This window comes from Bradyrhizobium sp. CCGB12 (assembly GCF_024199845.1).
GTDB lineage: Bacteria > Pseudomonadota > Alphaproteobacteria > Rhizobiales > Xanthobacteraceae > Bradyrhizobium.
Map to the genome: position 1 here is coordinate 4,206,174 of NZ_JANADO010000001.1, position 25,725 is coordinate 4,231,898.

26 protein-coding genes are annotated in these 25,725 nt (G+C 65.2%); 19 read left to right on the forward strand and 7 right to left on the reverse strand.

Translation table 11 applies throughout. The features are described from left to right. Window positions 1-142: 142 nt before the first annotated feature. Window positions 143-1,765: a helicase HerA-like domain-containing protein gene (locus NLM27_RS19775; RefSeq protein WP_254144897.1), complete on the reverse strand. Its 1,623-nt coding sequence runs from the start codon at window positions 1,763-1,765 to the stop codon at window positions 143-145. A gap of 350 nt (window positions 1,766-2,115) precedes the next feature. On the opposite strand from NLM27_RS19775, the gene NLM27_RS19780 reads away from it, so the two are divergent. From NLM27_RS19780 to scpA, 8 genes are all read left to right on the forward strand, one after another. After that, window positions 2,116-2,481: a DUF2267 domain-containing protein gene (locus tag NLM27_RS19780; protein ID WP_254144898.1), complete on the forward strand. Its 366-nt coding sequence runs from the start codon at window positions 2,116-2,118 to the stop codon at window positions 2,479-2,481. Window positions 2,482-2,506: 25 nt separating this feature from the next. Further along, window positions 2,507-2,914 (forward strand): DUF4332 domain-containing protein, encoded by a 408-nt coding sequence (locus tag NLM27_RS19785; protein WP_254144899.1) that lies wholly within the window; start codon window positions 2,507-2,509, stop codon window positions 2,912-2,914. Between the two features lie 232 nt (window positions 2,915-3,146). Continuing rightward, window positions 3,147-4,007, forward strand: coding sequence for a dihydropteroate synthase (gene folP / locus NLM27_RS19790; RefSeq protein ID WP_254144900.1), 861 nt, complete (start codon window positions 3,147-3,149; stop codon window positions 4,005-4,007). Further along, window positions 4,004-4,372 carry a dihydroneopterin aldolase gene (folB, locus tag NLM27_RS19795; RefSeq protein WP_008553485.1) on the forward strand — a complete coding sequence of 123 codons (369 nt, stop codon included), beginning with the start codon at window positions 4,004-4,006 and terminating at the stop codon, window positions 4,370-4,372. Before folP ends, folB begins: the two co-directional genes overlap by 4 nt. A 1-nt stretch (window position 4,373) precedes the next feature. Further along, entirely contained in the window at window positions 4,374-4,865 is a 492-nt protein-coding gene (gene folK, locus NLM27_RS19800; RefSeq protein WP_254144901.1) for a 2-amino-4-hydroxy-6-hydroxymethyldihydropteridine diphosphokinase, read from the forward strand. Between the two features lie 81 nt (window positions 4,866-4,946). Beyond that, window positions 4,947-6,818 (forward strand): methylmalonyl-CoA mutase family protein, encoded by a 1,872-nt coding sequence (locus tag NLM27_RS19805; protein ID WP_254144902.1) that lies wholly within the window; start codon window positions 4,947-4,949, stop codon window positions 6,816-6,818. Beyond that, on the forward strand, window positions 6,815-7,279 hold the full coding sequence (locus tag NLM27_RS19810) for a GFA family protein (RefSeq protein ID WP_254144903.1): 465 nt from the start codon (window positions 6,815-6,817) through the stop codon (window positions 7,277-7,279). The genes NLM27_RS19805 and NLM27_RS19810 overlap by 4 nt, the downstream gene beginning before the upstream one ends. A 23-nt stretch (window positions 7,280-7,302) precedes the next feature. Further along, window positions 7,303-9,459: a methylmalonyl-CoA mutase gene (scpA, locus tag NLM27_RS19815; RefSeq protein ID WP_254144904.1), complete on the forward strand. Its 2,157-nt coding sequence runs from the start codon at window positions 7,303-7,305 to the stop codon at window positions 9,457-9,459. Window positions 9,460-9,578: 119 nt separating this feature from the next. Here the strand turns inward: scpA and NLM27_RS19820 are convergent, their stop codons facing one another. Continuing rightward, window positions 9,579-10,298: an SRPBCC family protein gene (locus tag NLM27_RS19820; RefSeq protein ID WP_254144905.1), complete on the reverse strand. Its 720-nt coding sequence runs from the start codon at window positions 10,296-10,298 to the stop codon at window positions 9,579-9,581. Between NLM27_RS19820 and NLM27_RS19825 the strand changes: the two genes are divergently transcribed. The 9 genes from NLM27_RS19825 to NLM27_RS19865 all read left to right on the forward strand — a co-directional run bounded on the left by NLM27_RS19825 (window position 10,291) and on the right by NLM27_RS19865 (window position 17,852). After that, window positions 10,291-11,283: a tripartite tricarboxylate transporter substrate binding protein gene (locus NLM27_RS19825; RefSeq protein ID WP_254144906.1), complete on the forward strand. Its 993-nt coding sequence runs from the start codon at window positions 10,291-10,293 to the stop codon at window positions 11,281-11,283. The two genes, NLM27_RS19820 and NLM27_RS19825, sit on opposite strands and share 8 nt — an antisense overlap. 75 nt (window positions 11,284-11,358) lie before the next feature. Continuing rightward, window positions 11,359-11,853: a tripartite tricarboxylate transporter TctB family protein gene (locus tag NLM27_RS19830; protein ID WP_254144907.1), complete on the forward strand. Its 495-nt coding sequence runs from the start codon at window positions 11,359-11,361 to the stop codon at window positions 11,851-11,853. A gap of 4 nt (window positions 11,854-11,857) precedes the next feature. Continuing rightward, the gene (locus NLM27_RS19835) at window positions 11,858-13,369 is read left to right on the forward strand and encodes a tripartite tricarboxylate transporter permease (RefSeq protein ID WP_254144908.1); all 1,512 of its coding nucleotides are present in this window, start codon (window positions 11,858-11,860) and stop codon (window positions 13,367-13,369) included. Between the two features lie 95 nt (window positions 13,370-13,464). After that, a complete protein-coding gene (locus NLM27_RS19840; RefSeq protein WP_254144909.1) occupies window positions 13,465-13,779 on the forward strand; it encodes a nucleotidyltransferase family protein in 315 nt (104 codons plus the stop codon). Beyond that, window positions 13,780-14,124: a DUF86 domain-containing protein gene (locus tag NLM27_RS19845; RefSeq protein ID WP_254144910.1), complete on the forward strand. Its 345-nt coding sequence runs from the start codon at window positions 13,780-13,782 to the stop codon at window positions 14,122-14,124. Between the two features lie 21 nt (window positions 14,125-14,145). Next, on the forward strand, window positions 14,146-15,132 hold the full coding sequence (gene meaB, locus NLM27_RS19850; RefSeq protein WP_254148876.1) for a methylmalonyl Co-A mutase-associated GTPase MeaB: 987 nt from the start codon (window positions 14,146-14,148) through the stop codon (window positions 15,130-15,132). Continuing rightward, the gene (locus NLM27_RS19855) at window positions 15,129-15,785 is read left to right on the forward strand and encodes a pyroglutamyl-peptidase I (protein WP_254144911.1); all 657 of its coding nucleotides are present in this window, start codon (window positions 15,129-15,131) and stop codon (window positions 15,783-15,785) included. Before meaB ends, NLM27_RS19855 begins: the two co-directional genes overlap by 4 nt. A 201-nt stretch (window positions 15,786-15,986) precedes the next feature. Continuing rightward, on the forward strand, window positions 15,987-17,357 hold the full coding sequence (locus NLM27_RS19860) for a TIGR03808 family TAT-translocated repetitive protein (RefSeq protein ID WP_254144912.1): 1,371 nt from the start codon (window positions 15,987-15,989) through the stop codon (window positions 17,355-17,357). A 186-nt stretch (window positions 17,358-17,543) separates the two neighbouring features. Next, window positions 17,544-17,852 (forward strand): GIY-YIG nuclease family protein, encoded by a 309-nt coding sequence (locus tag NLM27_RS19865; protein ID WP_254144913.1) that lies wholly within the window; start codon window positions 17,544-17,546, stop codon window positions 17,850-17,852. Window positions 17,853-17,979: 127 nt separating this feature from the next. Here NLM27_RS19865 and NLM27_RS19870 read toward each other — a convergent pair whose 3' ends face one another. The 4 genes from NLM27_RS19870 to NLM27_RS19885 all read right to left on the reverse strand — a co-directional run bounded on the left by NLM27_RS19870 (window position 17,980) and on the right by NLM27_RS19885 (window position 22,312). Continuing rightward, complete coding sequence (locus NLM27_RS19870; protein ID WP_254148877.1) at window positions 17,980-18,690, reverse strand: TIGR03809 family protein; 711 nt, start codon at window positions 18,688-18,690, stop codon at window positions 17,980-17,982. Window positions 18,691-19,321: 631 nt separating this feature from the next. Then, on the reverse strand, window positions 19,322-21,034 hold the full coding sequence (locus NLM27_RS19875) for a S8 family serine peptidase (protein ID WP_254144914.1): 1,713 nt from the start codon (window positions 21,032-21,034) through the stop codon (window positions 19,322-19,324). 16 nt (window positions 21,035-21,050) lie between these two features. Next, window positions 21,051-21,746, reverse strand: coding sequence for a hypothetical protein (locus NLM27_RS19880; RefSeq protein ID WP_254144915.1), 696 nt, complete (start codon window positions 21,744-21,746; stop codon window positions 21,051-21,053). Further along, complete coding sequence (locus NLM27_RS19885) at window positions 21,743-22,312, reverse strand: sigma-70 family RNA polymerase sigma factor (protein ID WP_254144916.1); 570 nt, start codon at window positions 22,310-22,312, stop codon at window positions 21,743-21,745. The genes NLM27_RS19880 and NLM27_RS19885 overlap by 4 nt, the downstream gene beginning before the upstream one ends. A gap of 439 nt (window positions 22,313-22,751) precedes the next feature. Here NLM27_RS19885 and NLM27_RS19890 point away from each other — a divergent pair, with 439 nt between their 5' ends. Together NLM27_RS19890 and NLM27_RS19895 are read left to right on the forward strand one after the other, a co-directional pair. Next, the gene (locus NLM27_RS19890; protein ID WP_254144917.1) at window positions 22,752-23,909 is read left to right on the forward strand and encodes a GGDEF domain-containing protein; all 1,158 of its coding nucleotides are present in this window, start codon (window positions 22,752-22,754) and stop codon (window positions 23,907-23,909) included. A 62-nt stretch (window positions 23,910-23,971) separates the two neighbouring features. Further along, complete coding sequence (locus NLM27_RS19895; protein ID WP_254144918.1) at window positions 23,972-25,075, forward strand: DUF2336 domain-containing protein; 1,104 nt, start codon at window positions 23,972-23,974, stop codon at window positions 25,073-25,075. Between the two features lie 10 nt (window positions 25,076-25,085). On the opposite strand, the gene NLM27_RS19900 is transcribed toward NLM27_RS19895, so the two are convergent. Further along, on the reverse strand, window positions 25,086-25,724 hold the full coding sequence (locus NLM27_RS19900) for an NrsF family protein (RefSeq protein ID WP_254144919.1): 639 nt from the start codon (window positions 25,722-25,724) through the stop codon (window positions 25,086-25,088). Window position 25,725 lies beyond the last annotated feature (1 nt).

Consider the following 25,725-nt stretch of genomic DNA (forward strand, 5'->3'; position numbering starts at 1 on the left):
CCAGTCAGCGGCAGACTAGCACGTACCAGACGAACGGATGCTTGGAGAGTCCCTCACTGCAATTTGTGCCGGCGGTGATCTGACCTCAGCCCGCGCGCGGGACGAAGTATCCGACCGGCCAATCGCCTCGAACAGGACCTGCCTAGCGTCGCAGCAACCCGCCGAGCGCGCCGCGCACCAGCGTGCGACCAATTGAGCCACCGAGCTGGCCGCCGACCGATTTGCCGATATTGGCGGCCATCCCCCCGATCACCTGGTTGGTCACCGATCGCGTCACGTCGCGCGCAATGACCTGGCCGGTCGACAGGCGGCCACGCCTGACGTTGGTGCCGAAGATGGTGCCCACGATCGAGCCGATCTGGCCGAGGATGCCGCCACCGTTTCCACCCGCCGAACCGTCGGCCGTTGCCGCGGTGCCGGCGAGGCGTTTCTGAAGAATCTCGTAGGCAGACTCGGAATCGACGGCGGTGTCATATTTGCCTTTGACCGGGCTTGCGGCCATGATCGCGTTGCGCTCCTCCGGCGTGATCGGTCCGATCCGAGCCGATGGCGGCCGGATCATGACCCGCTCGACCATCGAAGGCGTGCCATTGCCTTCGAGGAAAGAGACCAGCGCCTCGCCCTTGCCGAGCTCCATGATCGCCTTGATGGTGTCGAGCTTCGGATTGGGCCGGAAGGTCTGGGCCGCGGCGGCGACCGCCTTCTGGTCGCGCGGCGTGAAGGCACGCAGCGCATGCTGGACGCGGTTGCCCAGCTGCCCGAGCACGCGGTCGGGCACGTCGATCGGGTTCTGCGTCACGAAGTAGACGCCGACGCCCTTGGATCGGATCAGACGCACCACCTGCTCGATCTTGTCCATCAGCGCCTTGGGCGCGTCGTTGAACAGAAGATGCGCCTCGTCGAAGAAGAACACGAGCTTGGGTTTGGGCAGGTCGCCAGCCTCGGGCAGCTCCTCGAACAGTTCGGACAGCATCCACAAGAGGAATGTCGCATACAGCCGCGGGCTCTGGAGCAGCTTGTCGGCGACAAGGATGTTGACCATGCCGCGGCCGTCGCGGTCGGTCTTCATGAAATCCTTCAGCGTCAGCGCCGGCTCGCCGAAGAACTTGGTGCCGCCCTGGTTTTCCAGCACCAGGAGCTGCCGCTGGATGGTGCCGACGGTCGCCTTGCTGACGTTGCCGAAGCCCTGGGCGGCCTTGCGAATGGGGGCGAGCGGATCCTGCTCCGCATCCGCTCCCTTCTTCCCGCTATCGGGCACGATGGCGTCGAGCAACGCGCGAAGGTCCTTCATGTCGATCAAGGCAAGACCGGCTTCGTCGGCGACGCGGAAAGCGACGTTGAGCACGCCTTCCTGCACGTCGTTCAGATCGAGCATGCGCGCGAGCAGAAGCGGCCCCATTTCCGTGACGGTCGCCCGCACCGGGTGTCCCTGCTCGCCGAACACGTCCCAAAACACCGTCGAGAACTGGTCGGGCTGGAACGTCAGTCCCATCTCGGTGGCGCGCTTGAGGATGAAATCCTTGGGCACGCCGACCTCGGAGATGCCGGAGAGGTCGCCCTTGATGTCGGACGCGAAGACCGGAACGCCGGCGCGCGCAAATCCTTCCGCCATGACTTGCAGCGACACCGTCTTGCCGGTTCCAGTTGCACCCGTGACGAGGCCGTGGCGATTGGCGAGCGCCAGCGTCAGCCAGGCCTGCTCGTCTCCCTTGCCGACGAAGATCTTGTCGTCGGTGTCGCCGAGCTTGCTGTCCTGTACGGTCATAATTCTCTCTGATCTCTCTGCAGGTCTCGCGTCTTGAGACTCGAATGCACCAGTTCCGTAGTTTAACGCATGTCGTGCGTCGATTAAAACCATTCAACGCGCCATCGATGCGAGCTGGACGTGCGACATTGTCGGACACGAACGGACGGCATCGTTCGAAAGTAGCAACGGCGCGTTCGCACCGCGGCAATTTGTTGCTAATTCCATCTCCGCTCTTGCATCGCTGCAACACTTTTCGCGCGTTCGAGGGTCACACCGGCGTTCATCGCTTGAATTTCACTTCACACCGGCTCAAGATCATTTTTCGAAAGCAATACTCCGGCAAGCAAACCGGCTGAGGGGCGGGCGTTATGGACGAGCTGATCGGACGGCTGGCGACAAACGCCAGCATAGATGGTGCTGTCGCTGAAAAGACCGTCGGCATTATCCTGGGCTTCCTCCGCAGTGAGGGTCCGTCCGACAGCGTGCAGGCCCTCATCGATCAGATTCCCGGCGCGGAAGCCGCGATCGAGGCATCCAGGAGCAGCGGCGGACTATCGCGGCTGATGGGTGGTGGCCTGATGGCGGTCGGCACGCGCCTGATGGGCCTCGGACTTGGCATGTCCGAAATTCAGAACATCGCCCGTGAACTTTTCCGCTACGGCCGAGACAAAATCGGAGCTGATCAGATGGGCAAGATCATCGCGGGGACGCCGGGCCTCAGCCAGTTCGCCTGAAGCCACGCATTTCATATCAAGCATCATGACATATCCGATCTCCGAGATTGAGGGCCTGTCGGCCTTTGCCGCCAACAAGTTGAAGGCGCAAGGAATCCGCACCACCGATGCGCTGCTCGAGGCCGCTTCAACCGTGAAGGGCCGCAAGGCGCTCTCCGCCAAGACCGGCATCAGCGAGCAGCAGCTGCTGGAATGGGCCAACGTCTCCGACTACATGCGCATCCCCGGCATGGGCCGGGCCAAGGTCGGCCTCGTTCGCGCCGCCGGCGTCACCACCGTGCGCGAGCTCGCCTATCGGAATCCGGCCAGGCTCGCCCAGAGCATGCGGGACGCCAACGAGAAGAAAAAGCTCCTCCGCATCCTGCCTTCCGAGAAGTCGGTCGGCGACATCATCGCCAAGGCGAAGAAGCTTCAGCCGAAGATTACGTATTAGCCGCGGGCGAAGCTGGGAAAATAGGTACCGCTGGTCCCAGATCGTCATTGCGAGCGCAGCGAAGCAATCCAGAATCTTTCCGCGGTGACGGTCTGGATTGCTTCGCTGCGCTCGCAATGACGGAGTGTGGGCAAGAACATCGCTCCCTCTTGGGCGCCGGAGCGCATCGGAACGACCGGATCGCACCAGTCCCGTCTTGACTCCCCCTGCCCGACCGCGCAAAGCCACGCGCATGAATGCCTCGCCCTCCCCATCCGTCCCGCCGGCCGGCTCGGCCAGGGCTGACGTGCTAAGGACCCTGCTGGAACGGCCGATTCCAGCGGTGATGGGCGTGCTCAATGTCACCCCGGACTCCTTCTCCGACGGCGGCAAGTTCATCGCGCCCGAGCAGGCGCTCGCGCGAGCCAGAGCCATGATCGCCGATGGCGTCGACATCATCGATATCGGCGCCGAGTCCACCCGGCCCTACACGGGCGCCCAGCCGGTCACGGCGGACGACGAGATCGCCCGGCTGAAGCCGGTGCTGGCAGGCGTGGTGGCCCTCGGCGCGCCGGTTTCGATCGACAGCATGAAGGCGAAGGTGGTGGCCTTCGCGCTCGAGCAGGGCGCGGCGATCGTCAACGACGTCTGGGGCCTGCAACGCGACGCCGCCATGGCACCGCTGGTCGCTGCGAGGGGCGTTCCGGTCATCGTCATGCACAACCGCGACAATGCCGACCCCACCATCGACATCGTCACGGACATGAAAACCTTCTTCCTGCGCTCGCTGGATATCGCGGCAAAGGCCGGCATCGCGCGCGAGAAGATCGTGCTCGACCCCGGCATCGGCTTCGGCAAGACGGCCGAGCAGAGCATGATTGCGCTGGCACGGCTGCGCGAGCTCGAGATGTTCGGCCTGCCGATCCTGGTCGCCGCCTCGCGCAAGCGCTTCATCGCCTCGGTGTCACCGTCGGAGCCATCGGGGCGGCTCGCGGGCTCGATCGCCGCGCATCTGCTCGCCGCGCAGCGTGGCGCAAAAATCATCCGGACCCATGACGTCGCCGAGACCTTGCAGGCCCTGCGGGTCGCGAACGCAATCGAGAGCAAGCAATGACCGATACGATTTTCGTCACCGGCCTGTCGATCCACGCCCGCCACGGCGTGATGGATCACGAAACCGAGGTCGGCCAACGCTTCGTCATCGATCTCGAACTATATACCGACCTGTCGGAGCCTTCGCGCAGCGACAGGCTTGCCGACACCGTGTCCTACGCCGAGGTCGTGGCGACCACGACGGCGGCGTTCAAGAACACCAATTACAAGCTGTTGGAGCGCGCGGCCGGCGCGGTCGCCGATGCCATCCTGTCGCACTTCCCGCGCATTCGCGCCGTGAAGATAACGGTGCACAAGCCGCATGCGCCGATCGCCGCGATCTTCGACGACGTCGGCATCATGCTGACGCGCTCGCGGCATCCCTGATATGGCGAGCGTGCTGATCGCACTCGGCGGCAATGTCGGCGACGTCCGCGCGACATTCGGGAAGGCCATCGCGCATATCTGCGGCATGGCGCAAGCTGCATTGATCGCGCGCTCCTCGGACTATGCGACGCCGCCCTGGGGCGACGAGGACCAGGCGCCTTTCATCAATGCCTGCATCGAGATCGAGACCAGTCTCGATCCGCACGCGCTGCTGTTCGTGCTGCAGAAGGTCGAGAAAAAATTCGGCCGTATCAGGGACAAGGAGCGGCGCTGGGGGCCGCGCACGCTCGATCTCGACATGATCGCTTATGACGATGTCTCCTTGCAGAAGCCCGACCTGACCCTGCCGCATCCGCGCCTGTTCGAACGCGCCTTCGTGCTGGTGCCGTTGGCCGAAATCGCGCCCGAGCGCGTGATATCAGGCATTCGTGTGCGCGACGGGCTTGCCAGCGTCTCGACGCAAGGCATTGAGCGGCTCCCGGATACCGGTTAACCAAAAACAACCGTTTGCAGGGGCGGTCCGTCGTGGCAATTTCGCCTGCGAACAACAAGAGTTTTGGGAGCCTCTCGCCGTATGACCTCCGTGACTGACGACCTGCCGCTGGCGGCGGATTTCCCCAAGGCGACCGTCGAGGATTGGCGCAAGCTGGTCGACGGCGTGCTGAAGGGCGCGCCGTTTGAGAAGCTGGTCGGCAAGACCTATGACGGAATCAAGATCGACCCGCTCTATCCGCGCGCCAAGGGTGTCGCGCCCGTGGCAGGACGGCCAGCGGCTGCGCCCTGGCAGGTCATGCAGCGGATAGACCATCCCGACGCGGCGGTCGCGAATGCACAGGCGCTGACGGATCTCGAGAACGGCGCGACGGGACTTTCACTGGTCTTCGCTGGCGCCAATAGCGCGCGCGGTTTCGGCCTGGAACCGTCGGCCGATGCCGTCGCAAAAGTGTTGAAGGACATTCATCTCGATGCCGGCATTGGCATCGAGCTCGAGATCGGACCGCAATCGCGCATGGCCGCGATCCATGTCGCGGAATATGTGAAGAGCGCAGGCCTCGATCCCGCGGCCTGCAACATCCGCTTCGGCCTCGATCCGCTCGCGGCCGGCGCGGTGTGGGGTCACAGCCCCTATGCCTGGGACGAGATCGTTCCCGCCGTCGCCGGCGCCATCAAGGGCCTCGCTGCGCTGGGCTTCAAGGGGCCATTCACGTCCGCCGACGGGCGCGTGATCCACGATGCCGGCGGCTCCGAGGTGCAGGAGCTCGCCTTCGTGCTCGCCTGCGGCGTCGCCTATCTTCGCGCGATCGAAAGCGCCGGCATTCCGATGGAAGCCGCGCAGGGCATGGTCTACGCGCGTCTCGCCGCCGACGCCAATCAGTTCCTGACCATGGCGAAATTCCGCACCTTGCGGCTGCTGTGGGCACGTATCGAGACGGCGTGCGGGCTCACGCCAAGGCCTCTGTTCATTGCTGCCGATACGGCCTGGCGTATGCTGACGCAGCGCGACCCCTACGTGAACATGTTGCGCGCGACCATCGCAACATTCGCGGCGGGGCTTGCCGGTGCCAATGCGATCACCGTGCTGCCGCATACGCTCGCGCTTGGCCTGCCCGATCCGTTCGCGCGCCGCGTCGCACGCAATACGCAGCTTCTGCTGCTGGAGGAAAGCAACCTCGCCAAGGTCAGTGATCCCGCGGCGGGCGCAGGCGGCATCGAGACGCTGACGGCGCAGCTCTGCGGCGCCGCCTGGGCGCTGTTCCAGGAGAGCGAGAAAGCCGGCGGCGCCTTCGCCGCACTTCAGCAAGGCGTGTTCCAGAGCAAGGTCGCAGTCGCGCGAAAGGCCCGCGACGCCAACATCGCAAAGCGCCGCGACGTCCTGACCGGCGCCAGCGAGTTTCCGAACCTGCATGAGAGCGAGACGGCGGTGCTGAAGGCGATGCCGGTCGCGCTTCCGCCTTACGGTGAACAGAAATACAAGTTCGAGGCGCTGCCACCGATCCGGCTGGCGGAACCGTTCGAGGCGCTCCGCGACAAATCCGATGCGACATTGAAGGCGCGTGGCGCCCGGCCAAAGGTGTTCCTGGCCAATCTCGGCACGCCTGCCGATTTCACGGCGCGCGCGACCTTTGCGAAGAGCTTCTTCGAGGCCGGCGGCATCCAGGCCATCGACAGCGAGGGTTTTGCCGATCCAGCCAAGCTGGCTGCCGCTTTCAAGGCCTCCGGCGCCGCGCTCGCCTGTCTTTGTTCCAGCGACAAGGTCTATGCGGAACACGCCGAAGCCACGGCCAAGGCCCTGCAAACGGCCGGCGGGCGGCATATCTATCTTGCAGGCCGCCCGACCGATGCCGAGGCGACCCTACGCGCAGCCGGCGTCACCGGTTTTGTCTTCGCCGGAGGCGATGCGCTTGCGACACTGCAAGACGCCTATCGACGGATGGAGCAGGCATGAGCGACACCAGCAAAACCGTTCTCACCGGCGGCTGCCAATGCGGGGCCGTGCGCTTTGGCGTCACGACCGCACCGACGAAAATCTCGATCTGCCATTGCCGGATGTGCCAGAAAGCGGCCGGCGCGCCATTCGCTTCCTTTGCCGATATCAACAGGACGGACTTCGCCTGGACCAAGGGACGACCGTCGTTCTTCCGCTCCTCCTCCATCGCCGAACGCGGCTTTTGCGCCGCCTGCGGCACGCCGCTGAGCTTTGGCCGTATCGACGGCGACCGCATCGAGATCATGACCGGCGCTTTCGACCGTCCCGACCGGGTGGTACCGACACGGCAATATGGCAGCGAGTCCCGCCTCGGCTGGGTGGTCGGCATCGCCAATCTGCCGAGCCAGACCACGCAGCAGAATTACGGACCGGAGAAGATGGCAACCATCGTCAGCCATCAGCATCCGGATCATGATTGAGCGTCTATGATATGGTTGAAACCATGAGCCGAATTCCCAATTTCGCTGATGTCGCCTTTGAGCGCAGTGCCACCGCCGCGCCATCAGGCAGCGCCGAACCGTGGCTGACGCCCGAGGGCATTCTGGTGAAGCCTGCTTATGGCGAGGCTGATCTCGCCGGGCTCGACTTCCTCGACACCTATCCGGGCATCGCGCCGTTCCTGCGCGGTCCCTACCCGACTATGTATGTCAATCAGCCCTGGACCGTCAGGCAATATGCCGGCTTCTCCACGGCGGAGGATTCCAACGCGTTCTACCGGCGCAACCTGGCGGCCGGACAGAAGGGCCTCTCGGTCGCCTTCGACCTCGCCACCCATCGCGGCTATGACAGCGACCATCCGCGCGTCGGCGGCGACGTCGGCATGGCCGGCGTGGCGATCGACTCCATCTACGACATGCGCACGCTGTTTGCGGGCATTCCGCTCGACCAGATGAGCGTGTCCATGACCATGAACGGCGCGGTGCTGCCGATCCTCGCGCTCTACGTCGCTGCCGCGGGCGAACAGGGCGTACCTCCCGAGAAACTCTCCGGCACCATTCAGAACGACATTCTGAAAGAGTTCATGGTGCGCAATACCTATATCTATCCGCCCGCGCCCTCGATGCGAATCATCTCGGACATCTTCGCCTACACCTCCACGAAGATGCCGAAATACAATTCAATCTCGATCTCCGGCTATCACATGCAGGAGGCCGGTGCGACGCAGGATCTCGAGCTTGCCTATACGCTCGCCGACGGCGTTGAATATCTTCGCGCCGGCCTTGCCGCCGGCCTCGACGTCGACCGCTTCGCGCCGCGCCTGTCGTTCTTCTGGGCGATCGGCATGAACTTCTTCATGGAAGTCGCCAAGCTGCGCGCCGCGCGCCTCTTGTGGGCCAAGCTGCTCAAGCCGTTCAATCCCAAAGACCCGCGCTCGCTGTCGCTGCGCACGCACAGCCAGACCTCCGGCTGGTCGCTGACCGCGCAGGACGTCTTCAACAACGTGATGCGCACCACCGTGGAGGCGATGGCGGCAACGCAAGGCCACACCCAGTCGCTGCACACCAACGCGCTCGACGAAGCCCTGGCGCTGCCGACCGATTTCTCGGCGCGCATCGCCCGCAACACCCAGCTCTTCCTGCAGCAGGAGAGCGGCACCACCCGCATCATCGATCCCTGGGGCGGCTCGTATTACGTCGAGCGGCTCACGCGCGATCTTGCGGCGAAAGCGTGGAGCCACATCCAGGAGGTCGAGGAGCTCGGCGGCATGGCGAAAGCCATCGAGGCCGGCGTGCCAAAACTGCGCATCGAGGAGGCCTCGGCCAAGACCCAGGCGCGCATCGATGCCGGCAAGCAGGCGGTGATCGGCGTCAACAAGTACAAGCCGACCGACGAGGCTTCGATCGACATCCTCAAGGTCGACAACACCAATGTCCGGCGCTTGCAGATCGACAAGCTGACGCGGCTGAAATCCGAGCGCAACCAGACGGACGTCGACGCCGCGCTCGCCGCGCTGACGCGCTCGGCCGGCGAAGGCAACGGCAATCTGCTTGCGCTCGCGATCGACGCCGCGCGCGCCAAGGCGACGGTCGGTGAGATTTCGGAGGCGATGGAAAAGGTGTTCGGCCGGCACCGCGCCGAGATCAAGTCCATCACCGGCGTCTACAAGCGGGAAGCATCCAGCATGGGTAACCAGGTCGAGAAGGTTCAGGCGCTGATCGACGCTTTCGAGGAGGCGGAAGGCCGCCGCCCGCGCATCCTGGTCGCCAAGATCGGCCAGGACGGCCACGACCGCGGCCAGAAGGTGATTGCATCCGCCTTCGCCGATATCGGCTTCGACGTCGACATCGGGCCGCTGTTCGCCACCGCCGACGAAGCGGCGCGGCAGGCGGTCGAGAACGACGTCCACATCCTCGGCGTCTCCTCCCTCGCCGCCGCCCACCTCACCGCCGTGCCTGAATTGAAGGCCGCGCTGAAGAAGCAGGGCCGCGACGACATCATGATCATCGTCGGCGGGGTGGTGCCGCCGCAGGATTATGATGCGCTCTACGCGGCAGGCGCAGAAGCCATCTTCCCGCCGGGCACCGTGATCGCGGACGCCGCCGAGGAGCTGATCCGCAAGCTGAACGCCCGGCTCGGGCATAGCGAGGCGGCGGAGTAACCGTCGCCGCCGATCTTCCGACACGAAGGATTCCCGCATGACGTCTCGCGCGAACGTTCATGCGCGATCGCGTTCGTGCCGTGGGAAACGCTGAAACCCTAACGGACAGTGAGCGGTCGCTAATGGGATCGCGGACGAGCCCGAGCCAGAGTGCGCGCAAGCGAGTCCGTCCAAGCGGGGATCCAGGAGCCGAACAGGGCTTGCCAACGATCGGCGCCCGCAGGTTCGGTATCGAGGGCAACCGACCATTCGATGAGGGTGCGGTCGCCTTCGACGATCGGGCGCAGATGCATGGTGCCTTGGTAGCGCGTCGGAGCTGGCACTTCGCTTTCCGCTTGGCTTCCCCCTTGGCTCCCGTCATCTTGCGGATATGGCAGCGCTTCGAGACCGGCATAGGTCAAGGTGTGCTGCCGGTCCGAGTGATCGACCAGACGCTGTCGGATCCAGTTTCCGAGGTAGCAGAAGCGCCTGATGGCGCCGACTTCATCGCCGCGCTTGTCATCTTCGATCAGACTCTCGCTCACCCCATCGATGTAAGCGGGGTAGTTGTTGAAATCGCGGATCAGCGACCAGACGTCGTCCAGCGGATGGTCCAGCACGGCGCTGTAATAGGCTTGGGTCATCGGAAGCGTGCCTTTGGTTTTCGTTACGCGCTGAGGTTGGCGACTTGCGCGCGCAAAACCCACCCGATTTCCGACTGCCATCCGATGGCTTTCGCACAACACGTCGATCTCGTTGGTAGCGCTACCTTGCAGCGGCGCCGCAAAGCCGACTAGAATGCCTTCATTGACAAGAGCGCCCGACGTCACGGGCGCCGCTGGGAGGCATTCAATGTCCAAGATTACCCGCCGCGCTTTTGCGGCTTCATCTGCCGCGGTCGCGGCATCCGCCGCTTTGGGGTTCGAGCCCGCACGCGCACAAGCCTATCCAGCGCGTCCAGTCACCGTGATCGTGCCCTGGGGCGCGGGCGGCGGTACTGACGCAACCGCGCGCATTGTCGCAGCCCTGCTGGAGAAGGACCTCGGTCAGCCCTTCAACGTGGTCAACCGCACAGGCGGCTCCGGCGTCGTCGGCCACAGCGCGATCGCGACCGCGCAGCCCGACGGCTACACCATCGGCATGCTCACGGTCGAAATCTCGATGATGCACTGGCAGGGCCTCACCGACCTGACGCCGAAGAGCTACACGCCGCTGGCGCTGATGAACGAGGATCCGCCCGGCATCCAGGTCTCCTCCTCTTCGCCCTACAAGACGGTCAAGGAGCTCGCCGAAGCGATCAAGGCGGCGCCTCCCGGCAAATTCAAGGCCTCCGGCACCGGCCAGGGCGGCATCTGGCATCTGGCGCTGGTCGGCTGGATGCAGGCGATGGGTCTGCCCGCCAACCAGGTTGCCTGGGTGCCGTCGAATGGCGCCGCGCCCGCAATGCAAGATCTCGCCGCCGGCGGCCTCGACCTCACCACTTGCTCAGTGCCGGAGGCGCGCGCCATCATCGAGGCCGGCAAAGCCAGGAGCCTTGCCATCATGGCGCCGGCGCGCAACCCGATCTTCAAGGACGTGCCGACGCTGAAGGAGGCGATGGGGATCGACTACGCGACCGGTGCCTGGCGCGGCATTGCCGGGCCAAAGAACCTGCCGCCGGAGATCGCAACGAAGCTCACCGCGGCGCTGAAGAAGGTCTACGACTCCGCCGAGTTCAAGGACTTCATGAGCAATCGCGGCTTCGGCACGGTGTGGGGCGATGCCGGCCATTTCGCTGGCTTCATGGACAAGGGCGACGCCCAGATGGGCGAGGCGATGAAGGCGGCGGGCCTGAGCAAGGCGTGATCCGCTACTGCGACGCTCTGATCGCCTCTCCCCGCTTGCGGGGAGAGGGAGCGCTTCTTTCATAGGACTTCTCCCATGCGTCTTCCCGACTCCGTCACGGGATCGTTTCTCGTCGTGCTCGGCGCTGCCGCCGCCTATGGCGGCTGGATCTTGCCGCCGGTGCCCGGGCAGCCGGTCGGCCCCAACGTGTTTCCGCTGGTGATCGGTTGCGGCCTTGCGCTATGCGGGCTCGCGATCGTGTTCGGCATCGGCCATTCCTTCGAGGAGGAGGAAGAGCTGGTCCCGCTGGAGGACGGCCAGGCGGCCGCGCCGCCGCCTGCGCAGGGCAGGCTCTACGGCCTGCGCGCACTGCTGCCGCCGGCGCTACTGCTGTTCTACGTCTTCGCGGCGGACCGGCTCGGCTTCATCATCACCGCGGCGATCATGGTCTACGTGACCTCGACCGCGTTAGGGGCGAAGTGGAAGCTGGCGCTGCCGCTCGCGGCGCTCTCGCCGCTCGCCATCCACCTCATCTTCGGCAAGCTGCTCCGCGTGCCGCTGCCGGTCGGCCTGCTGCCGACGCCCTGGTAATCCCATGCTGAAAACCCTGATTGATGCGTTCGCGCTGATCTCCACCTGGGAGGTCATCATCGCGATGTTCGCCGCTTCCGTGTACGGGCTGGTGATCGGCTCGCTGCCCGGCCTGTCGGCAACGATGGCAACCGCCCTGCTCGTCCCCGTCACCTTCTACCTGTCCCCGATCGCGGCGATCGCAACCATCGTCGCGGCCTCCTCGATGGCGATCTTCTCCGGCGACATTCCCGGCGCGCTGCTGCGCATTCCCGGCACGCCCGCGTCCGCCGCCTATGCCGACGAAGCCTATGCGATGACGCGCAAGGGCCAGGCCGAGCTCGCGTTAGGTGCCGGCGTCTGGTTCTCCGCGGTCGGCGGCATCGCCGGCGTGCTGTCGCTGATGATCCTGGCACCGCCGCTCGCCGAGATCGCGCTGTCGTTCTCGACCTTCGAATATTTCTGGCTGGCGCTGCTCGGCCTGATGTGCGCCACGCTGGTGGCGCGCTCCTCGCCGGTGAAGGCGATCGCCGGCATGTTCATCGGCCTCTTGGTTTCCTGCATCGGGATCGAGAATCCCGGCGGCGTGCCGCGGTTCACCTTTGGGATCACCGACCTGTTCGGCGGCATCGAGCCGATCCCGGCGCTGGTCGGCGTGTTTGCGGTCGCGCAGGTGATGCGGGCGATGCTGACGCCCGAGCCGCCGCCGTTGCCGCGGCGCAAATTCGGAAGCATCATGGCCGGCCAGTGGAAGCTGACCAAGCTGTATCACTGGCAGATGACGCGCGGGAACATCGTCGGCATCATCATCGGCGTGCTGCCGGGCGCCGGCGCCGACATGGCCGCCTGGGTCTCCTATGCGATGTCGAAGCGCTTCTCCAAGGAGCCGGAGAAGTTCGGCACCGGCCATGTCGAGGGCCTGGTCGAGGCCGGCGCCAGCAACAATGCCAGCATCGCCTCCGGCTGGGTGCCTTCGCTGCTGTTCGGCATCCCCGGCGACACCATCGCCGCGATCGCGATCGGCGTGCTCTACATGAAGGGCCTCAATCCCGGCCCGACGCTGTTCACCGAGAAGGCGTCGAGCATGTATGCGATCTACCTGATGTTCATCATCGCGAACATCATGATGATCCCACTCGGCATCGCCATGATCCGGGTCGCGGCCTACATCCTGCTGGCGCCGCGCTCCACCGTGATGCCGATCATCATGCTGTGCTGCGCGGTCGGCTCGTTTGCGATCGGCAACAACATGTTCGGCGTCGTCACCGTCGCCGCCTTCGGCGTGATCGGCTACGTGATGGAGGCGAACGGCTATCCCGTCGCCGCGATGGTGCTCGGCATCGTCATGGGCACGATGGTCGAGCAGGCCTTCGTCACCTCGCTGATCAAGTCGGACGGCAGCATCCTGCCGTTCTTCGAACGCCCCGTCGCAGCCATCCTCGCCGCGATGGCGATCGGCGCCCTGCTCTGGCCGGTGATGGTGTGGGTGTGGCGCAAGGTGAAGCCGCCTCAGACGGCGGCGGCAACGGGCCGGTGATATGGGGCGAGCGGCCCCCGCCTGCCCGGCCGGGGAGGTTTGAGCTGGCTCCGCTATTGCTGGGCCGAGCCGCACCCCTGTGCTAGTGTCCGATCATGACCGAGGTCGCTGACATTCCACTCCAGACGCTTGTCGGGAAGCTCCGAGAGCTCGCTCCCGCCCTGAAGGCTGCGGGTGTCACGCGGCTTTACCTTTTCGGGTCTCGCGCGCGCGGCGACGCTGGGCCTGACAGCGACCTCGACGTACTGGTCGAGACGACCTCGCGCGAGGAGGTGCCGCGGTTCGACTATTTCAAGGTCCTGCGCCTGATCGAGGACCATGTCGGCCTTCGAGCGCAGATATCGATGCGAGACTTGCTGAAGCCGCGCATGGCTGAGCGGATCGCGGACGATCTGGTCGAGGTTTTCTGAATGCCGCCGACCGTCGAAGACCGGCTGCGAGATATTCTTGGCGCCATCACAGACATCGAAGGCATCGCAAAGGGCCTCACCTTCGACCAGTTTGTCTCCGAAAAGACCTCACGCCTCGCAATCGAACGCCTTCTCGAGATCATCTGCGAGGCATCGAGATTCATCCCGGATGAGGTCAAGCGAGGCGAACCTGGGATCGACTGGCGCAAGATGATCGACTTCGGAAATCTTCTGCGTCACGCTTACCACGAGACCAAAGCCGAAATTGTTTGGGACATCATCCAAGCCCACCTTCCACCGTTGAAATCCTGCGCTGAAAAACACATTCGCATGTCAGGCCGTTAGTGGCTGGACGCGAAGGCAATGATGACCAATCCCAAATCCATCGACATCAAATCCCTCGCCCGCGACCTGCGAGCCGGCAGCCGCGCCGCGCTGGCGCGGGCCATCACGCTGGTGGAGAGCCGGCGCAGCGACCATCAGGCGCTGGCGCGCGAGCTGGTGCAGATGCTGCTGCCCGACACCGGCAAGGCGGTGCGCGTCGGCATCACGGGATCACCCGGCGTCGGCAAGTCCACCACGATCGACGCGCTCGGCACTTACCTGATTGAGCAAGACCACAAGGTCGCGGTACTCGCGGTCGATCCGTCCTCGGCACGCAGCGGCGGCTCGATCCTCGGCGACAAGACGCGGATGGCGCGGCTGTCGGCTTCCGACGATGCGTTCATCCGCCCCTCGCCGTCCTCGGGCACGCTCGGCGGCGTTGCCGCGAAAACGCGCGAGGCCATGCTGCTGTGCGAGGCGGCCGGCTTCGATGTCGTCCTCGTCGAGACCGTCGGCATCGGCCAGTCCGAGACCGCAGTCTGCGACATGACCGACTTCTTCCTCGCCTTGATGCTGCCGGGCGGCGGCGACGAGCTGCAGGGCATCAAGAAGGGGCTGGTCGAGCTCGCCGACATGATCGCCATCAACAAGGCCGACGGCGACAATCTCAAGCGCGCCAAAATCACCGCCGCCGACTATCGCGGCGCGCTGCATATTTTGGCGCCGCGGTCCGAGCATTGGCATCCGCCGGTCGAGACCTATTCGGCGCTGACCGGCGACGGCATCGCAAAGATCTGGCAGAAGGTTGTGGATCACCGCAAGGCGATGAACGCGTCCGGCGATTTCGCCGCACGACGGCGCGATCAGCAGGTGAAGTGGATGTGGTCGATGCTGGAGCAGCGCATGCTGGCGCGGCTGCGCAGCGAGGCGTCGGTGCGAACCAAGGTCCGCAAGATCGAGGCTGAAGTCGCCGCCGGCCATCTGACGCCGGCGCTCGCCGCCGAGCAGATCTTGGAGTTGCTGCAATGAACGCAAAGCTCCGCGTTCTCCTCACGGGCTTCGGCTCCTTCCCCGGCGCACCCTATAACCCGACCCAGCCGCTGGTCGCGCGGCTGGCGCAACTGCGCCGACCGGCGCTCGACGGGGTCGAGATATCAAGCCACATCTTCCCGGTGACCTATGCCGCGGTCGACCGGCAATTGCCTGACGTGCTCGCGGCACAAAAGCCCGACGCGCTGCTGATGTTCGGTCTCGCCGCACGCACGCCCTACCTGCGGATCGAGACCCGCGCGCGCAACGCCGTCACCATGCTCTGGCCCGATGCCGCCAACACCCGCTCGAGCAAGCGCGGCATTGCCGGTCATGCGGATGCGATGATGTTCGGTCCGCATACGGCAAGGCTGCTGCGCGCCGCGCGCCTCACCGGCATCGACGCGCGTTCTTCGCGCGATGCCGGCGCCTACCTCTGCAACTATCTGAGCTGGCGCGCGATCGAGAATGTCAGGGCGGGCGGACCACAGCTTGCCGCGTTCATCCACATTCCCCTGCTCGCGCGCAGCGGCGCGGTGCGACGCAAGGGCGCGCCGCGGATCACGCTGGAGCAACTGGTGGATGCCGGCGAGGCGATGCTGATGGAGATGGTGGGGCTAGCGCGAAAGGCGCGGAACACTACGGCTTCGTAGGGTGGGCAAGGGCGCGCTTGCGCCGTGCGCACCATGCGTTCGCGTTGGTGGTGACAAGGTGGGCACGCTTGTGCTTTGCCCACCCTACGGCGCCGTCCTTGCGTAAACATTTAACCCTACCGCGAACAATCCCGACGCCCTGGGCCGCGCTGCGCTACCTAACCGCTGCGGACATCTCCCGCGTCCGCCGGAGGACGCGTCATGGACCTCAATCGCCGCCATCTCATCGGAGCTTCGACCGCTGGCATCGCCGGTGCACTCGCCATGCCGGCTGACCCTGCGCGCGCGGCGCCGCTGACGTCCCTGCTCGGCCGCGATGTCACACACTATGGCGTGCGGCCAGGCAGCGGCGAGGATCAGACGCGAGCGCTTCAGCGTGCAATCGACGAGACCGCGCGGGCGCAGGTGCCGCTCGCCTTGCCCCCCGGCATCTATCGGACCGGTCTGTTGCGGCTTCCGAACGGCGCGCAATTGATCGGCGTGCGCGGCGCGACCAAGCTCGTCTTCACAGGCGGAGCGTCAGCGATCCAGAGTGACGGTTCCGACGCGATCGGCCTCACCGGCATCACCTTCGACGGCGGCGGCATTCCGCTGCCGACGCGGCGCGGACTGATCCACGTTCTCGGCGGCCGCGACGTTCGCATCACGGATTGCGCGATCATGGGCTCGGGCGGCAGCGGCATCTGGCTCGAACAAGTGTCCGGCGATATTTCCGGCAATATCTTCACAAATATCGCGATGACGGCGGTGGTCTCATTCGATGCCAGGGGCCTCAGCGTGTCCCGCAACACCATCACCGGCACCAACGACAACGGCATCGAGATCCTGCGCACGGCGATCGGCGATGACGGCACGCTGGTCGCCGATAACCGCATCGAGGACATCAAGGCCGGTCCCGGCGGCTCCGGCCAGTACGGCAACGCCATCAACGCCTTCCGTGCCGGCAATGTGATCGTGCGCGGCAACCGCATCAAGAATTGCGATTATTCCGCGGTGCGCGGCAACTCCGCCTCGAACATCCACATATCAGGCAACAGCGTCAGCGACGTGCGCGAGGTCGCGCTCTATTCCGAGTTCGCGTTCGAAGCCGCTGTCATCGCCAACAACACGGTCGATGGCGCCGCCGTCGGCGTCTCCGTCTGCAATTTCAACGAGGGCGGCCGCATCGCGGTGGTCCAGGGCAACATCATCCGCAATCTGATCCCGAAGCGGCCGATCGGCACCGCGCCGGACGACGATGCCGGCGTCGGCATCTACATCGAGGCTGATACCTCGGTGACCGGCAACGTGATCGAGAACGCGCCGTCCTACGGCATCGTAGCCGGCTGGGGCAAATATCTGCGCGACGTCGCGATCACGGGCAACGTGATCCGCAAGGCGCTGGCCGGTGTCGGCGTTTCCGTGATGCCGGGCGCAGGCACTGCACTGGTTAACAACAACATGATCTCCGAGACTCCGCGCGGCGCCGTGGTCGGGCTGGACCATGCGCTGGCGGTGACGTCGGATCTCTCAGCCGATGGCGCCCAGCGGTTCGCGCAGGTCGTGGTTGGCGGGAATGCGGTGCGAAGGTAGGCGTGCGGCCGGCTGCTCGCGCCTCAGGATGACGGATTGAACGGAGCGCGACTTCGCGAAAAGCTATTCGGCACCACACTCGAAAGTTGTCGAGCCTAATCTTGACAACAAGCATGCTGCCGTCATCCTGAGGTGCGAGACACGTGGCGCAAATGCGCCACGTGGGGAGCCTCGAAGGATGATGTTGTGGGCATCCATGTCTACATGCTGCGCTGCGCGGATGGCTCCTTCTACATCGGAAGTGCCACGGGCGAGGACACGTCCAAGCGGGTTGATGAGCACAATGCGGGAGCTCATCAAGGGTACACCTATTCGAGACGCCCCGTTGTTCTGGTGTGGTCCGAGCATTTCGATCGGATCACCGACGGCATTGCGGCCGAGCGGCAGCTCAAGGGATGGAGCCGCGCCAAGAAGGAAGCGCTCATTCGCTCGGATTGGGGATCGGTGAGCCAGCTTGCGCGTCGGCGCAGGGGAGCGCCAAGGTCAAAGAAGTAGTCGCTGGTGAGGCGGCAGATGGGCCGTGCATCCTTCGAGGCTCTCCATGGGACGCGTCGCGTCCCATGCCTCGCACCTCAGGATGACGGAATTGGAGAGGACGCGGGTCCTTCTCCTGAGCGCCCCGCTAGAACGCGTTTCGCAGCAGCGGGTACTTGGCTTCCAGGCCGTCGAGGCTGAAGGTGAATTCGACGACCCGCTCGGGGGCGGCGACGATTTCGGTTGCGGGCGGAGTGAACTGCTGCAGGAGCGCTGCCAAGGCAGCGGGCGGCCTCACAACAGGCGCGGTGAGTGGCGCCATCGCGGCGGGCGTGGCCACCGGCGGCCTCACAACAGGTGCGGTTAGCGGCCCCCTCGCAGCGGGAGCCTTGAGCGGCGGCATGACGGCAGGGGCGGTGAACGATGCCACCGCGGCGGGTGCCGTCGCCGGCGCCATAGCGGGCGGTACGGAGAGCGGTGCGATCGGGACGTCCGTGATCTCGGCGAGAACGTCCAGCTTGGGATCGAGCCTGACCGGCACGGCGGTCTCGGGCGCAATGTGGACGGCCTTCGGCTGCACGGTCTGCGCCTGTTGCTCGCACGGAAACACGCGCGGCATCGTCGCTGGCGACCAGCCGAAGGCAGGCGTGACGCTCGCGGCCGCTGCGGCGACGTCCGCACCGGTTGCAAGCGCCCGCCAGGTCTGGACTGCGCGCTTGGCTTCCTGGATGTTTTCGAGGAAGGCGATCTCGGAGTGGTAGCGGCGCCAGCGCCCGGTCTCGAACATTTCGGAGAGATGTTGCAGCCGTTGCTCGGCGAGAGCGCACCAGCGTGCCGCAATGTCGCGGCTAACGGCCAGGTCGCGACCAGTCATGTCGCGAACAGCCTCTTGGCGATGTGTCATGAACCAGCCCGTCAGGAGAAAACACGGACGCGGGGGACGCAACGCACACGAATCAATTTAGACGCGACATGATTATTTTGTGGAAAAGTTTTGACTTGTCCAGCGACGACACCGCGTTCGTCATCAAACTCCGTACTCGTGCGGAGATTTGCTGTGTTTTCGAGTCAAGCTTCGCACAAGCATAACGGGCCTGCGGCGTGCCGGGCGAACGATCGCCACCAACACAGGGTGCGATCCTTCAACCGCAAGCTGAACGAGCGCGAGGCTTGAAAAAATCGGATGTCGAGAGCTTCGGTTCTGATTGAATCAGAACCGAAGCTCTAGATTCTTGTTTTGACGCGTTTTCTTGACGCGAACCGGGTATCCACTTCGCTCGAAAACGCTCTGAAAAGAAAAGACCCGTCCGGGGGGACAACCGGACGGGTCGAGCCATATGGGCGCTTGGGGTGGATGGGCGCTCGCGCCTGATATGACCTATGGGGAGGGATGACCGCTCCCACATAATTTGGTCGTGGCAGCTGGCTGAACGTTCAACGCGGCGCTTGCTTTTTTGAGCTTCGGCCGGCGCGCATCTTTGTCGCAGCCGCTATCGCGCCGCCGGCCTATCCGCTTGAGAAATCGTAGATTTATCGTCTGCGCTCGACAACGAGGGTTGTTCTATCGCGCGTATGCCCGGCTCCTCGCGACGCTTGCCGGCATCTTCACGTTTTGTTGTACCCGATGCCGCCGCGACTGGCGTCGCGCTGTCGGCGGGAACGGCCATGACCGCGGCAAACGCATCGGCCTCGCCATCGCCGAATAGATCATCACGGCCGGGTGAACCGAGGTCGCGCGCAGTCCTCGCCAGGGTCATGCGCAGCGCTTCCGGCTTCAAGGCGTGGTTGCGCTCGAGCAGCAGCGCCGCGACGCCGGAGACATAGGCGGCCGAGAACGAGGTTCCGGACGTCATCTGATATTTGCCGTCGGGCGCCGGCAGGAAGATGTCGACGCCGGGGGCTGCGACCGCGATGTGGTTGCCACGGTTGGAGGCGGTAAACAGCCTGTCCTGCTGATCGGTGGCGCTGACCGCGATCACGTTGGGATTGGCGGCGGGATAGAGCGGCGGCGATTTCGCGCCGGCATTGCCGGCGGCCGCAATCAGCACCAGCCCGCGCGCAGCGGTCGCAGCGATGGCGCGTTCGATCACCGCGTCCTTCGGACCGGCGAAGCTCATGTTGACGATCTGCGCGCCGTGCTCGGCGGCATGATTCAACGAGCGCAGGATGACGTAGGACGAGCTCTCGGCGCCACCGGCGGTGCCGCCGAAGGCGCGGATCGCGATGATGCGCGCCTCGGGCGCGCTGCCCATCAGCCGGGCATGCGCCACGATCGCGCCCGCGATACCGGTGCCGTGAACGTGCGGCCCCTCGGCGCTGCCGAGCGCATCGAAATTGTCGGCGATGGAATTGGCCAGTTCGGGATGGCTGGCATCGATGCCGGAATCGATCACGGCAACCGTGACGTTGGCGCCGTGCGCCAGCGTATGCGCTTGCGGCAGGCGGAGCTTCGTCAGCGCATATTGCGCAGGATCGCCCTCGCTCAAAGGCGTCGACTTCTGGTCCTGGAGCACATATCGGAAGTTCGGCTGGAGCGAGCGCACGCTGCCGTCGGCCGCGAATTCGCGCCGCACCGTCTCGTACGGCCGGCCGTCGGTGATGCGGAACAGGCCGAAAGTGGCTCCGATCAGGGGGAAATCCTCGGAGGCGATGCGCGTCAGGCCGTGGCGGCGCGCAAGCTCGTCGGCCTCGACGAGCGACAGCGCACCGTCGATCTCGGCGACGAATTCGTTGGCGAAGCTGCGCAGGTTCACCGCGGCCGGCGCGTTGTTGCGGCGGCCATTGGCGGCGCTTTTCTTGCCTGATTTTCCACTGCCCTGGCCACCTGCGCTCGACTGCGCCAGGCATTCGCCGCCGGCATCGCGATAGGGTGCGGTGCAGGCCGGATAGAGGTTCGGCGAATAGCGCGCATAGGGCAGCACCGGCGTCGGCCGCACGCGCGACGTCGTGGTGTGGGGGATGGCCGCGATCGTCCGCGGGCCGCGGTCGACGCTGACCGCGCGCGCAGCAATGCTGGGGCTGACACGCGGGGCAATACTTGGAGAGATGGTCGGCGTGCGCGAGGGAACGCTGATCGTGGGCGTGCGCATGATCGCCTGCGCCCGTGCAACCTCGGCGCCGAGACAGGCTGTGAGCAACAGCGCGGCTCCGACCGACGAAGCGTAGACCCCGGCGCGTCCCCTGTTCTCGGACTTGCGCGTCATCGGTTCAGCGGCGCGTTCAGGGCGTCGCGACGGCCAGATTGACGAACTTCTCGCGCTGGATCTTGCCGAGCAGCGAGGCGAGCTCGTCCTGGCTCATCGCCTTGTCGAATTGGACGCGGAACATGCCGCCCTTGGTACCGTCGATGATCGAGGCGTGATAGCTGTCGAGCAGCGCGGTGATGTCGGCGACGCGCGCCTCGGGCGTGAAACGCACCAGCGCGCGCGCCGGCGCGGCCGTGCTGCCAAGTTCGCGTGTGATCGGCGCGCTGGTCGAGAGCGAAGCCGTCTGGAAGGTGGCCGGCTGGTTCTTCATCATCACGGCGCCGATGATGCCCGCCTGCAGCACGAGTGCGACGGCGCCAAGGCCGGCCGACCAGGCCAGCGTGCGCGGCGACAGGCTCGCGAAGAACGTCGAGATGCGCGCCGACAGCGGCAGCGGGCCGGCCACCCGCGCCGGCTCGGCGTCGATTGCGGCGAACAGCGTCTGCATCGCGCGCGCCGAGGGCGCACCCAGGCTCTCGTTCAGATGGATGGTCTCTTCGTACTCGCCGCGGATCGCGGCATATTGCCTGGCAAGCTCCGGATCGCGCGCCAGCGCTTCCTCGACGCGGCGGGCATCGCGCGCGTTCAGCGTGCCGGCGGCATGCCACGGCAGCAGCAGTTCAATTTCACTGGGCTCTTGCTCCAGCATCTTCTTGCTCAAAGCCATCATGGCCAGCCTCGTTCAACGCCGGCTGCCTTCAGCAGTTCGGCCAGTTTCTTGCGCGCGTAGAACAAGCGCGTCTTCACAGTGTTCTCCGGTATCCCGACGATTTCGGCCACTTCTTCCACGGACTTCTCGTGGTAGTAGACAAGATCGACGATCTCCCGGTGTTCCGGCGAGAGCCCCGTCAGACACTCCCGCAACGCCGCACTGGTATCTTTCTTCTGCGCCGCCGTTTCCGGATTGTCGGACGTATCCTCGATCGCGTTGGCGGCTTCTTCGTCTAACTCGAAATCCTTCCTGCGCCGGAGCGCAGACAGGGCCTTGAATCGGGTGATGGCCAGCAGCCAGGTGGAAACGGCGGATCGGCCCTCGAACTTGCCGGCTTGACGCCAGACGTCGAGAAATACCTCGCTGATGAGGTCTTCCGCCGCCTGCTCGTCCCGCACGAGCCTCAATCCGAACCTGTAAACCCTGACATGGTGCCGCCCGTACAGCACCTGCATGGCGAGCCGGTCGCCTTGAGCGATCCTGGCGATCAGGACCTCGTCCGAAGCCGCCTGTGTCACGCTCAAATGCCGTCTCGCAAAGTTGGTCGGGTCGGTGCGACGGACGGTTCGACGGCAGGGACGAAATTCTTCAGGCTACCGCAGTCATACGGAAGCTTGTGTGATCTACCCCACATACGTGCATTTTCCGTATTCCGCCCGCGGCGGTGGGCCATCTTGGTCCAGATCGGTAGCATAATACTGAAATTTTTCCCCGGCGGAAGGCCGATCCGGCACAGGCGGCGCGGCCAAGACTGGATCCATAGCAGCCCTGCACGACGTATGTCTCGCAAACCCCCGTTTTGGCTCGACCGTATCGCACCCGATGCCTAATCGCCGGCAAATCTTCTTGCCGGCCGATATCCCCCTGTTCCGCGCTGCACGGTTCGGATTCGGTTTCGAAGGATACCAAACCTAAAGGCTTGCCACGTAGATTTTTGAGCTGACATCGACCATTGGCGGGACAATGACCACGGCCGCGACGTCCTTTCCGGAGAGGAATGCCACTGAAGTCGCGGATCTCGTCCTCGCGCCCGAGGCTACCGCGCCCGAAGTCCGCATGCGCCGGGTCCGGCAGCGCCGCCAGATGTATATCGGCCAGGTCGCGAGTTACTCGCTCGGCGCCTCCGTCCTGCTGCTCTACGCCTATGACGGCACGATCTCCCTCGACGTCGCCTCGCTGTTCTGGTTCGGCGGGCTCCTGACCATCGGTACGTTCGCCGTGCTGTCGGAGGCTGGCGTCGGCGACAGGTTCACCGACCATTATCTCACCGTTTTCCAGATCTCGGCGCATATGGCGCTGCAGTTCGTGTTCCTGCTGTCGGTGCCGACCATCGGCGTCACCTTCATCAGCGTGCTGTTCCTGATTTTCGCCTTCGGCACGCTGCGCATGACCTCGGCACAGGCGATGCTGACCTGTGCGATCGCGACCTCCGGCCTTGCCGCGGTCTTCCTCGCGACCGACCTGCCGATTGGCCTACCCGTCGCAACGCGGCTGCAGCGGACCGCCTCCATGCTGTGCTTCGCGCTGGTGATCGGCCAGTGCGCCTGTCTCGGCCTGTTCGGCGCCACGCTGCGCAAGATCCTGTATCGGCGCAGCATCGAGCTGAAGGCGGCCTATCAGCGCATCGAGGAATTAGCCGAGCTCGACGAGCTCACCGGTTCCTACAACCGCCGCTGCATCATGCGGCTTCTCGATGCCGCGATCGAAAATTCCCGGCAGGCATCGACGCCTTGCGCGATCGCACTGATCGATCTCGACTGGTTCAAGCGCATCAACGACGCTCACGGCCACCCCGTCGGCGACGAGGTGCTGCGCACCTTCGCGATCACCGTTTTCGCCAACATCCGCCCGGCCGACTGCTTCGGCCGCTACGGCGGCGAGGAATTCCTGCTATTGCTGCCGGGGACCGATCGCGACGCGGCGTCGCGCATGCTCGAGCGTGTGCGCGGTATCGTCGCCGATCTAGATTGGAGCGCATTCTCTCCCGGCATGCGCGTGACCATTTCCGCAGGCGTCGTGACGCTGCGCGACGTTGATACTGCCGACACGTTTCTCGCGCGCGCCGACAGCGCGCTCTATTCCGCCAAGGCGCAAGGGCGCAACCGCATTGCAACGAGTTGACCAATTCATTTTCTCCGGCACGTGAGAAGTCGTCGCCGGACAGAACGCTCCAGGACAGGGCAATGATATTGAAATCCGTAAAACCATCCGAGAATTTGCTTGAGGAACTGCAGTCCGCGCTCTCGCACGGCACCGTTGCGCGCCGGGTCGAGACGCTGCGCCGCGTCACCGATCTCTTCGTCGGCAACGCGATGGATTATTCCGACGACCACATCCGCGTGTTCGACGACGTATTCCAGTGCCTGATCGAGCAGATCGAGACATCGGCCAGGGCGCTGCTCGCCGACCGCCTCGCACCGATCGCGGCCGCGCCGCCAAAGATCATCCGCACGCTGGCGCTCGACGAGGTGATCGAGGTCTCCGGGCCCGTGCTGTCGAAATCGGAACGGCTGGACGAGGCGACCCTGATCGAGGTCGCACGCACCAGAGGCCAGGCGCATCTGAAGGCGATTTCGCTGCGACGGGTGCTGTCGGAGGCGCTCACCGACGTGCTGATGATGCGCGGCAACGAGGACGTGGTGCAGTCGACCGTCAGCAATCCGGGCGCGCGCCTCTCCGAGGGAAGTCTCACCGATCTCGTCACCCGCGCCGAACGCGACGACGACCTCGCCACCTGCATCGGCTTGCGGCCCGACCTGCCGCGTCATCACTATTTGAAGCTGGTCGCGAAAGCCTCCTTGAGCGTGCGCAGGAAGCTCGAGGCCGCACACCCCGAGCTTGCGGACGAAGTGTCGAGCGTGGTCCAGGAAGCGGCTCAGCGGGTCCGCGCCGCCGCCACGACCAGGCAGACCGAGATGGCGCGCGCGCTGGTGAAGTCGCTGCACGAGGACGGCCGCCTCAACGAGCTCCAGGTCACCACCTTCGCCGAGCAGGGCAAGTTCGACGAGACCAATGCGGGGCTCGCCGCGCTCGCGGGCGTCGCGGTCGAGACCGCCGAGTCCATGATGATCGAGAGCCGGACCGAGGGCGTGATGATCCTCGCCAAGGTCGCGGGAATGTCGTGGCCGAGCGTGCGCGCGATCATCGCCATGCGCGAGAAGCTCTCCGGCGGCTCGCAGACCGACATGCTGACACAGCGCGACACCTACGAGGCCCTGCGCTCGTCGACCGCGCAGCAGGTGCTGCGCTTCCACCGCATGCAGCAGAACCCGACGCCGGCGACGTGACGCCCGACAACTAGTAGCGCAGGACCCTGGAGCCGACCGCGGCGCCGATCGCGGTCACTACCGCGGTCGCGATCGTGTACCAGGTCGCGACGAACAGCGGGGAATCGTCCGTGCAATGCGAGGCGTAGAGCGTCGCGGCGAGCCCGGCCGAAACCAAACCGGCGAGCGCGCCGGCGAGCGCGGGGCGCGTCGGCGCACCGTGGCGCAGGCCGAACATCGCCCCCGCAAGCAGCGGCAGCGACATCGCGGGGATCGCGAACAGGCATACCCTGGAGTTCTTGCCCATCAAGCGCATCGTCATCGGCATCGCCGGCGCCATCATCGCCTCACTGCCGATCGCCACGACAAGCAGTCCGACGGGGAGCAGCAAGAGCCAGCCCCAGCCGCGCAGCAGGGCTTCGGGACGCGACAGATGCAGGCTGACGATGATGGCGGGGATCGCGAGCGAGAGCGTCACCGCGAACTTCATGTCGAAGAACGGATTGCCCATCGCGCTCATCACGTCCGGCCGCACGCCGAGGAAGGTCGCGAAGATCAGGATCGACAGGGGCGCAGCCACCAGCAGCGCCATGGTCAGCACGGCGCCGACGCGCGGCGCGCGATGGACGTTGTCGGCCGCGAGCGAGCGAATGAGTTGATCGGTATCCATG